Source organism: Streptomyces sp. LHD-70 (genome assembly GCF_031157275.1).
Taxonomy (GTDB): domain Bacteria; phylum Actinomycetota; class Actinomycetes; order Streptomycetales; family Streptomycetaceae; genus Streptomyces.
In genome coordinates this window covers 102,009-111,757 of sequence record NZ_JAVIFW010000025.1, presented here as the reverse complement: position 1 = coordinate 111,757, position 9,749 = coordinate 102,009, and the positions used below count along the sequence as shown (strand labels likewise).

At 68.7% G+C, this 9,749-nt stretch carries 8 protein-coding genes; 3 read left to right on the top strand and 5 right to left on the bottom strand.

The annotated features are described in order from the left end of the window. Positions 1 to 325, top strand: a 325-nt coding sequence (locus RCO28_RS34185) for a hypothetical protein (RefSeq protein WP_308945239.1), incomplete at its 5' end; no start/stop codon positions are given. A 146-nt stretch (positions 326 to 471) separates the two neighbouring features. On the opposite strand, the gene RCO28_RS34180 is transcribed toward RCO28_RS34185, so the two are convergent. After that, the gene (locus RCO28_RS34180; RefSeq protein ID WP_308945238.1) at positions 472 to 1,479 is read right to left on the bottom strand and encodes a stage II sporulation protein M; all 1,008 of its coding nucleotides are present in this window, start codon (positions 1,477 to 1,479) and stop codon (positions 472 to 474) included. A 94-nt stretch (positions 1,480 to 1,573) separates the two neighbouring features. On the opposite strand from RCO28_RS34180, the gene RCO28_RS34175 reads away from it, so the two are divergent. Beyond that, entirely contained in the window at positions 1,574 to 2,515 is a 942-nt protein-coding gene (locus tag RCO28_RS34175) for an RDD family protein (protein ID WP_308945237.1), read from the top strand. A gap of 19 nt (positions 2,516 to 2,534) precedes the next feature. Here the strand turns inward: RCO28_RS34175 and RCO28_RS34170 are convergent, their stop codons facing one another. After that, on the bottom strand, positions 2,535 to 3,164 hold the full coding sequence (locus tag RCO28_RS34170; RefSeq protein ID WP_308945236.1) for a hypothetical protein: 630 nt from the start codon (positions 3,162 to 3,164) through the stop codon (positions 2,535 to 2,537). 201 nt (positions 3,165 to 3,365) lie between these two features. After that, entirely contained in the window at positions 3,366 to 4,823 is a 1,458-nt protein-coding gene (ahcY, locus tag RCO28_RS34165; protein WP_308945235.1) for an adenosylhomocysteinase, read from the bottom strand. A gap of 361 nt (positions 4,824 to 5,184) precedes the next feature. On the opposite strand from ahcY, the gene RCO28_RS34160 reads away from it, so the two are divergent. Next, positions 5,185 to 7,383: a PTS fructose transporter subunit IIABC gene (locus RCO28_RS34160; protein WP_308945234.1), complete on the top strand. Its 2,199-nt coding sequence runs from the start codon at positions 5,185 to 5,187 to the stop codon at positions 7,381 to 7,383. A 90-nt stretch (positions 7,384 to 7,473) separates the two neighbouring features. Here the strand turns inward: RCO28_RS34160 and RCO28_RS34155 are convergent, their stop codons facing one another. After that, a complete protein-coding gene (locus RCO28_RS34155) occupies positions 7,474 to 8,451 on the bottom strand; it encodes a cation diffusion facilitator family transporter (RefSeq protein WP_308945233.1) in 978 nt (325 codons plus the stop codon). Between the two features lie 110 nt (positions 8,452 to 8,561). Then, complete coding sequence (gene manA, locus RCO28_RS34150; RefSeq protein WP_308945232.1) at positions 8,562 to 9,713, bottom strand: mannose-6-phosphate isomerase, class I; 1,152 nt, start codon at positions 9,711 to 9,713, stop codon at positions 8,562 to 8,564. Positions 9,714 to 9,749 lie beyond the last annotated feature (36 nt).

Below are 9,749 nucleotides of genomic sequence, written 5' to 3'. Positions count from 1 at the left end.
CGGAGACGGGGTATCAACATATCTGGCGTTGATTTTTGGCACGCTGTTGAGTTCTCAAGGAACGGACGCTTCCTTTGTACTCACCCTCTCGGGCTTTCCTCCGGGCGCTTCCCTTCGGTGTTTCCAACCTTACCAGATCCTTTTCCCGTTCCGTTTCCTGTCGGAAGCGATTCGGAATTTGAATCCGTGGCCGCTGGAGAGCCGTTTGCCTTTGAGCGCCTTTCGGCTCCCTTTCGGCGATGTTCCGAGTTTATCAGAGCATTTCAGTCGGTCTTACCGGCGTCTTGACTCTGGTGAATCGGAAGAGTGCTTCACTTGGAAATGACTTTCCGGAAGCTTGTAAATACTAACTGTTGCGGTGGAACTTGTCCAGCTCCAGGCAACTGTTCGAATCTACCTCCCCGCTCGAGCTGTGTCAACAACCTTTGCGGGCGAAGAGGAGACTAGCAGCTCAGCGGGGTTGGTCGCACATCAAGCCGCTGTCGGGGCGGACGTGCTGCGCTCGGTCGGGTCCAAGTCCCCGGTCTCCCCTCGTCGTGCCGCCCGCCGCCCCACCACGTAGACGTACGTCAGGAACGCGAGCTCCGCGGCGATGCCGATGCCGATCCTTGCCCAGGTAGGGAGGCCGGACGGGGTGACGAAGCCTTCGATGGCACCGGAGATGAAGAGGATCAGTGCCAGTCCGATCGCCATGCCCACGGCTGCTCGGCCTTCTTCCGCCAAGGCGGTGCGGCGGGTGCGTGGGCCAGGGTCGATCAGGGTCCAGCCGAGTCTGAGGCCTGTGCCGGCCGCTACGAAGACGGCGGTGAGTTCGAGGAGGCCGTGCGGGAGGATCAGGCCGAGGAAGGTGTCCAGGCGGCCTGCCGATGACATGAGGCCGAGACCCACGCCCACGTTGAGCATGTTCTGGAAAAGGATCCAGATGACCGGCAGGCCCAGGAACGCACCGAGGACCAGGCACATTGCCGCTGCTTGTGCGTTGTTCGTCCACACCTGTGCGGCGAAGGACGCTGCCGGGTGGCTCGAGTAGTAGGTCTCGTACTGCCCTCCGGGGCGGGTCAGCTCCCGTAGTTCGTCGGGGGCGGCGATCGCGGACTGCACTTCTGGGTGGGTCGCGATCCACCAGCCGATGAGCGCTGCGACTGCCGTCGAGAGAAGTGCGGTGGGCACCCACCAGTGGCGGGTTCGGTAGAGCGCCGCGGGGAATCCGGAGGTCATGAAGCGCGTGACGTCGCGCCAGCCTGCGCGGCGCGTGCCGGTCACGGCACTACGCGCGCGTGCGACGAGTTGTGTGAGCCGACCCGTGAGCTGTGGGTCAGGGGCGCTGGACTGGATCAGGGAGAGGTGGGTGGCGGTGCGTTGGTAGAGCACGACGAGTTCGTCGGCCTCGTCGCCTGTGAGGCGGCGTCGGCGGCGCAGGAGTGCGTCCAGGCGGTCCCACTCGGGCCGGTGGGCGGACACGAACACGTCGAGATCCATCAGGCCGCTGCTCCCCTCCTCGTACTGCAGCGCGCTGCGTCCACAGCTTGGCAGACTGGCTGTTCCAGGGGCAGGGCGGAAAGGGCGGGCACGCGTGAGTGAGCTGGTGACGGGCGAGGCGGTGGCGCTCGAGCTGCGTACGGCGAGGCTGCCGAGCAGGGCGTTGGCCGTGCTGATCGACCTGGCTGCGGCGTTCGCCGTGTACATCGCCGTGTCTGTGGCGCTGTTGGCGGCCACTGCTTCGCTCGATGACGCGGCTGTCGCGGCTATCTCTGTGGCGACGTTTCTTCTGGTGCTCGTAGGCGGACCGATCGCGGTCGAGACGCTGAGTCACGGGCGGTCGTTGGGGAAGCTGGCGTGTGGGTTGCGGGTGGTGCGGGACGACGGGGGGCCGATCCGGTTCCGGCATGCGCTGGTGCGTGGGGCGATGGGCGTGATCGAGATTCTGGCGACGTTCGGGATCGTCGCCTGCATCGCTTCGCTGGTGTCCGCTCGCGGGCGACGCCTTGGGGACGTTTTCGCGGGGACGCTCGTCGTACGGGAGCGGGTGCCTGCTGGGCGGGCTTCCCATGTGCCGCCTCCGCCGCCGTGGCTTGTGGGGCGGTTCTCCGAGCTTGATCTGTCGGGTGTGCCGGACGGGCTGTGGCTGGCGATTCGCCAGTACCTGACGCGGATGGGGCAACTCGATCCGCAGGTGGGTGCGGCCATGGCCGAGCGGTTGGCCGGGGATCTCGTGTCGTGCACCGGGGCGCCGCTGCAGCATGGTGTGCCACCCGGCGCGTATCTGGCCGCGGTCGTTCACGAGCGGCAGACCCGGGATGTCCGGCGGGCGTTCGCCGCTGGGGATCCGGGAGCGTCGGACGGCTTCGGGGGCGGGTCCGGGCAGCAGGCGGTTGCGTCCGTTGGACCTCGGCAGCCCGCCGTTCCGGACGTGCGGGATACGCACAACGCCGAGGCTGCGCGGGCGCGGCCGGTGGTCGGTGCGGAGCCGGAGGTTGAGGCTCCGCCTGCGACCGGGTTCGTGCCGCCGGCCTGAAGTCCGGCGGCCGTCGTCGTCAGTCGGCCGGCGTTGTGGGGAAGTGCGACGGCGGAGACTCCAGGTGCTCCAGCTCGATGCCGGGGGCTGCGAGCACGACGTCGCCGGCGATGTGCACGGTGCTCTGTTCGCCCGTGTCCAGGGCTGTGACCTGGTACGCGTCCACAAGCAGCGGGCCGTTGTCAGTGGCGTGTGGTTCTGTCTTCAGCAGGGTCCAGGACTGGTCGAGGGTGCGTGGGGCGAGGACCGGCTGGGTGAAGCAGACGAGGCGTACGCGAGTGGCGGGGGTGCCTGGGGTGAGACGCAGCAGACGGGCTGTGGCGATGAGGAATGCCGGGGAGGCGCCGGTGAAGGCGTGAGCGGCGACGTTGCCTTCGGTGGCGTGCTCGCCGGTGGGGTCGGTGCGCACCCAGGTGACGCCGTCCACGGCGGCGCCGCGCACCTGCCAGCTCGCGGCGTGCAGTTCGGCGCGGATGGGGCGGCCCAGTTCGTCGATGGCCAGGTCGACGGAGCCCGCGTGGTCGCCCGCGGGGGTGGTGAGTTGGGAGACGTAGCGCCAGCCGGACGGGCCGGGGGCGCAGTGGAAGTGTTCTTCGCCGAGGGGGGTGTGGTCGTGGGGGTCGTGGAGCGAGTAGCGGCCGCGAGGCATGAGGGGCGGGTCCTTCGTGGGGGCCTTGGTCGGCTGGGCGGGTTGAGCCGGGGGCGCGGGCCTGACCGGGCCGGCACCGGGAGGCCTTGGCGGTTCGGGTGGCCATCAAGGGTGCAGGCCCCCGCCACGAGGGCGAGGGCCTGCTTCAGGCTACGGCCGACGGTGTCCGGTGGCCGGTGCGGTCCGGACGCCGGGGTCGGGTCAGTAGCGGTAGTGGTCCGGCTTGTACGGGCCGTCGACCTGCACGCCGATGTACTCCGCCTGCTCCGGGCGCAGCTCGGTCAGCTTCACGCCGAGCGCGTCCAGGTGGAGGCGGGCGACCTTCTCGTCCAGGTGCTTGGGCAGCACATACACCTCCGTCGGGTACTCCTGCGGCTTCGTGAACAGCTCGATCTGCGCCAGCGTCTGGTCCGCGAAGGAGTTGGACATCACGAACGACGGGTGACCGGTGGCGTTGCCCAGGTTCAGCAGACGGCCCTCGGACAGCACGATGATGACCTTGCCGTCAGAGAACGTCCACGTGTGAACCTGCGGCTTGACCTCGTCCTTCACGATCCCGTCGATCGCCGCGAGACCGGCCATGTCGATCTCGTTGTCGAAGTGGCCGATGTTCCCCACGATCGCCTGGTGCTTCATCCTGGCCATGTCCGAGGCCATGATGATGTCCTTGTTGCCCGTCGTCGTCACGAAGATGTCAGCGACCTCGACGACGTCCTGGAGCGTCGCAACCTGGTAGCCGTCCATCGCCGCCTGCAGCGCGCAGATCGGGTCGATCTCCGTGACGATCACCCGGGCACCCTGACCGCGCAGCGACTCCGCGCAGCCCTTACCCACATCGCCGTAGCCACAGATGACCGCGGTCTTGCCGCCGATCAGCACGTCCGTGGCCCGGTTGATGCCGTCGACCAGCGAGTGCCGACAGCCGTACTTGTTGTCGAACTTCGACTTCGTCACCGCGTCGTTCACATTGATCGCCGGGAACAGCAGAGTGCCGTCACGGTGCATCTCGTAGAGGCGGTGGACGCCGGTCGTGGTCTCCTCGGTCACGCCGCGGATCTCCGAGGCGAGCTTGGTCCACTTCTGCTGGTTCTCGCCGAGGGTGCGGTGCAGGAGCTGGAGGATGACGCGGTGTTCGTCGGACTCCGCCGTGTCCACGGCGGGGACCTTGCCGTCCTTCTCGTACTCGACGCCCTTGTGGACGAGGAGGGTGGCGTCACCTCCGTCGTCGAGGATCATGTTCGGGCCGCCGGTGGGCGAGTCCGGCCAGGTCAGGGCCTGCTCCGTGCACCACCAGTACTCCTCCAGGGTCTCGCCCTTCCAGGCGAAGACCGGGATGCCGGCGGGGGCGTCCGGAGTGCCGTTCGCGCCGACCGCGATGGCGGCGGCGGCGTGGTCCTGGGTGGAGAAGATGTTGCAGGAGGCCCAGCGGACCTCGGCGCCCAGGGCGGCGAGGGTCTCGATCAGGACGGCGGTCTGCACGGTCATGTGCAGAGAGCCGGTGATGCGGGCGCCGGCCAGGGGCTGAGCGGCCGCGTACTCCTTGCGGATGGCCATCAGGCCGGGCATCTCGTGCTCGGCGAGAGTGATCTCCTTGCGGCCGAACTCCGCGAGGGAGAGGTCGGCGACCTTGAAGTCCTGTCGGTTGGCGACAGTCGTCATGGCGAGCTGCTCCTCGTAATCGGTCGAGGTTGGGCATGGCTGGTCTGCGGCGACGAGCATAGGAATGCCCGGCACTCGCAGCGCAGTCGTCCGAGGCCCTCTCTCCCTCGGACAGCCCGGAGGCCGCCCGACCGCCATCAGCAGCGACGTCTGGCTGGGTTACGAATCTACACCGATCAGCCCAGTGAGCCCCAGCCCCCTTCGACCGCGCCAGCGTTGAACGGCACCCGAGCAGAGCCCCGACAATTGGGACCTTTGCGGTTTCGGATCCAGCTGTACGTGTTGCAGGATGCCTTGAGATCGGGAACATATGCGCGATCTTGTTGAGCGATCTTGTTGATGAAGGCGTAAGGAGATCCACGTGACCAGTCCGAGCGACCCGCCTGAGACCGCGGGCCAGGCAGGGCAGAGAAAGTTGGTCGCGGTGACCGCCTGCCCGACCGGCATCGCCCATACGTACATGGCGGCGGAGAAGCTGCAGCAGGCGGCCGAGGGGCTCGGCATCGGGATGAAGGTGGAGACGCAGGGCTCCATCGGCTCGGAGAACGTGCTCTCCGACAACGATGTCAGAGAGGCCGACGGCGTGATCATCGCCGCCGACAAGGAGGTCGATCTCGACCGCTTCGCCGGGAAGCGGATCCTGAGCGTGGGCGTCGCCGAGGGCATCCGCCACCCCGAGGAGCTGATCGACCGGGTGCAGAGCGCGCCCGTGCACGGCGGCGGCGGTTCGGCGCCCGCGGGCGGCGCGATAGGCACCGGCGGTGGCGGCGGCAAGGAGCGCAGCCTCGCGTACAAGGCGCTGATGAACGGCGTCTCGTACATGATTCCGTTCGTCGTCGTCGGCGGTCTGCTGATCGCGATCTCGCTGTCGCTCGGCGGTCACACCGACCCCGAGGGCGGTCTGGTCATCCCGGACGGCTCGTTCTGGAAGCACGTCAACGACATCGGTGTCATCGGCTTCACGCTGATGGTGCCGATCCTGTCCGGCTATATCGCGTACGCGATCGGCGACCGGCCCGCGCTCGTGCCGGGCATGATCGGCGGCTGGATCGCCAACACCGGTGAGCTGTACGACTCCGAGGCGGGCGCCGGCTTCATCGGTGCGATCGTCACGGGCTTCCTGGCCGGCTATCTGGTGCTGTGGATCAAGAAGATCAAGGTGCCGAAGTTCGCCCAGCCGATCATGCCGATCATCGTGATCCCGATCGTGGCGACCTCGGCGCTCGGCCTGTTCTTCATCTACGTCATCGGCAAACCGATCGCGTGGATCTTCGAGCATCTGACCAGCTGGCTCAGCGGCATGACGGGCACCAGCGCGATCCTGCTCGGCGCGATCCTCGGACTGATGATCGCCTTCGACATGGGCGGACCGGTCAACAAGACGGCGTTCCTGTTCGGCGCGGGGCTCATCGCGACCGGCAACCAGAGCGTCATGGGCATGTGCGCGGCGGCCATTCCGGTCATGCCGCTCGGCCAGGGCCTCGCGACGCTGATCCGGCGCAAGCTATACACGGAGCAGGAGCGTGAGACGGGCCTGGCCGCGCTGTTCATGGGCTTCTTCGGCATCTCGGAGGGTGCCATTCCGTTCGCGGCGGCGCGGCCCGCGCAGGTGATCCCCGCGAACATGCTGGGTGGCGCGGTGGCCGGTGCGATCGCGGGTCTGGCGGGGGTCGAGGACGCGGTGCCGCACGGCGGTCCGATCGTCGCCGTACTCGGTGCCGTGGGTGGTGTGGCGATGTTCTTCGTGGCTGTGGCGATCGGTTCGGTCGTGACGGCGCTGACCACGGTCACGCTCGTCGACATCAGCGAGCGCAAGCGGCGCGGTGCGGCGATGGTCCCGGCCGGGGGCGCCGAGCCGGCGCTCGCGGGCGTCGGGGCGGGTGCGGCCGGTGCCGGGGTCGCGGGTGTGGCTGCCGCGAGTGCCGCTCCCTCCGCGGGCCCGCTGGAGAAGAGCCCGGGCACTACGGGCACTCCGGGCCCGCTGGAAAAGAGCCCGGCGCCCCCGCGTAAGGCGGATGCCGAGCCCGAGGACGCGGCCCACGCTGCTCCTGCGGCTCCCGCAGCGGGCGCTGTGGAGGGCGAGGGCGGGCCCGAGGGCGGCGCCGAAGTCCTCTCCGGTTACCTCACGGACCGGACGGTGAAGCTCCGCCTTGACTCCCAGGACAAGGAGTCCGCGATCCGCGAGCTGGCCGGCATGCTGGCGACGACCGGCAAGGTGGCGGACACCGAGGAGCTCGTCCAGACCGCGCTGCGGCGCGAGGCCCAGGGCACCACGGGTCTCGGCGAGGAGATCGCGATCCCGCACGCCAAGACGGACGCGGTGACGTCCCCGGTGGTCGGCTTCGCGCGGTCGCCGGAAGGCATCGAGTGGGGTGCGCTCGACGGTACGCAGGCCAAGCTGATCTTCATGATCTCGGTGCCGGAGGCGTCCGCGGGCGACGAGCATCTGCGGATCCTGGCGCTGCTCTCCCGCAAGCTGATGGACCCGGGCTTCCGTGAGCGGCTGATGGCGGCGCCGGACAAGCGGGCGGTCGTCGACGTACTGCGTGAGATTCAGTAGGCACGCGCATCTCGGACAAGAGACGGCGAGGGGCCCCGCACTTCCGGAGTGCGGGGCCCCTCGCCGTACGAACCGATGAGTGGGGCGGCGTCAGTGCGCGCCGTCCGTACTCGGGCCGCCCGGGGACTTGGCCGGGTTGACGCCTGCGGCGGCCGCGGACTCGCTGTAGACGTCCGGCTCCAGGTAGATGACGCGGGCGATCGGGACGGCGGCGCGGATGCGGTCCTCGGCGGCGTTGATCGCGTGGGCGACGTCCGCCGCGGTGTCGTCGTGCTCGACGGCGATCTTGGCGGCGACGAGGAGCTCCTCCGGGCCGAGGTGGAGCGTGCGCATGTGGATGACGCGGGTGACGGTCTCGCCGTCGACGAGCGCCTTCTCGATCTTCTCGACCTCGTCCGTGCCGGCGGCCTCGCCGAGCAGCAGCGACTTGGTCTCGGCAGCGAGGACGATCGCGATCAGGATGAGCAGCACACCGATGCAGAGGGTGCCGATGCCGTCCCAGACGCCGTTGCCGGTGATCAGCGCCAGGCCGACGCCGCCGAGGGCGAGGATCAGACCGACGAGGGCGCCGAGGTCCTCGAGGAGCACGACGGGCAGTTCGGGCGCCTTGGCGCGGCGGACGAACTCCTTCCACGACTGCTTGCCGCGGACCGCGTTGGACTCCTTGATCGCCGTACGGAACGAGAACGTCTCGGCGATGATCGCGAAGACCAGGACGCCCACGGGCCAGTACCAGGCCTCGATCTCGTGCGGGTGCTTGATCTTCTCGTAGCCCTCGTAGATGGCGAACATTCCACCGACCGAGAAGAGGACGATCGAGACGAGGAACGCGTAGATGTAGCGCTCGCGCCCGTATCCGAAGGGGTGTTGCGGGGTGGCCTCGCGCTTGGCCTTCTTGCCGCCGAGGAGGAGCAGGCCCTGGTTGCCCGAGTCGGCGAGCGAGTGCACGCTCTCCGCGAGCATCGACGACGAGCCACTGAAGAGGAAGGCAACGAACTTCGCTACCGCGATCGCGAGGTTGGCGGCGAGTGCCGCCACGATCGCCTTGGTCCCGCCTGACGCGCTCATGAGTGCCCGTTGTCCCTTCGTACGTTCACGTACGCCTCGTACGTGCCAAAACTCGCCGTGCTCATGCCGTGCGGTGGGTCATTGTTGCAGCACGGCCGGAGAGCGACGCCTCAGGCCACCACGGTCGCGCGGAACAGGGTGCCGTTTCCGGAGATCTCCGTTTTCTCCCCCGCGGGGACGAAGACCGACTCTCCGGGCGCGAGTTCCAGCTCTCCGGTGCGGACGGTTCCGGCGGTGCAGAGCAGGATCTGCGGCGTACGCGCCATCAGGTCGCGCGGCGCCGAACCCTCGGGCAAGGAGAAGCGGGAGAGGCGGAACTCGTCGATCGGCGTCTCGTAGACCTCTTCCCCGCCCGGGTCGGCCTCGGGGCGAAGGACGCCCGGGTCGGTGGCCTGGAAGCGGACGATGCGCAGGAGTTCGGGCACATCGACGTGCTTGGGCGTGAGTCCGCAGCGCAGGACGTTGTCGGAGTTGGCCATGATCTCGACGCCGAGGCCGTTCAGATACGCGTGCGGGACGCCGGCGCCGAGGAACAGGGCCTCGCCGGGCTGGAGTCGGACGTGGTTGAGGAGCATGGCGGCGATCACGCCGGGGTCGCCGGGGTAGTCGCGGGCGATCAGCGCGTACGGCTCGTAGTGGCCGCCGATGCGCTCGGCGGCGGCCGCGGCCTCGGTGACCGTGGCGGCCATCTCGTCGCGGTCCGCGGTCAGTACGGCGGTGAGGACCTCGCGCAGCGCGGCCTCTTCGGGGTGGGCGTGCAGCAGATCGACGTACGGCTTCAGGGAGTTGACGTCGAGGCCTTCGAGGAGGCGGGCGGCGTCGTCGGGGTCGCGGAAGCCGCACAGGCCGTCGAACGGCGTGAGCGCGCAGATCAGTTCGGGCTTGTGGTTGGCGTCCTTGTAGTTGCGGTGCGGGGCGTCGATCGGGATGCCGCGCTGCTCCTCGTCCTCGAACCCCTCCTTGGCCTGGGTGAGGTCGGGGTGGACCTGGAGGGAGAGCGGGGCGCCGGCGGCGAGGAGCTTGAGCAGGAAGGGCAGTCGGGGTCCGAACTTCGCGACCGCCTCGGGGCCGAGTTCGGCCTCGGGGTCGGCGGCGATCACCTCGTTCAACGGGCCGCGCGTGAGGCGCGAGGGGGCGCCGGGGTGGGCGCCCATCCACATCTCGGCCTGCGGTTCGCCGGTCGGTTCCACACCGAGGAGCTCGGGGATGGCGGTGGTCGAACCCCAGGCGTACGGGCGGATGGTGTTGGAGAGGCGGTCCATACGGGACTTCTTTCGTACGTGGGTCACTCGGCCTGG

Bases quoted from the DNA above. Each gene is read 5' to 3' on its own strand.
- ahcY (WP_308945235.1), bottom strand. From the start codon at position 4,823: ATGACGACTGTCGCCAACCGACAGGACTTCAAGGTCGCCGACCTCTCC.
- manA (WP_308945232.1), bottom strand. From the start codon at position 9,713: ATGGACCGCCTCTCCAACACCATCCGCCCGTACGCCTGGGGTTCGACC.
- RCO28_RS34170 (WP_308945236.1), bottom strand. From the start codon at position 3,164: ATGCCTCGCGGCCGCTACTCGCTCCACGACCCCCACGACCACACCCCC.
- RCO28_RS34180 (WP_308945238.1), bottom strand. From the start codon at position 1,479: ATGGATCTCGACGTGTTCGTGTCCGCCCACCGGCCCGAGTGGGACCGC.
- RCO28_RS34155 (WP_308945233.1), bottom strand. From the start codon at position 8,451: ATGAGCGCGTCAGGCGGGACCAAGGCGATCGTGGCGGCACTCGCCGCC.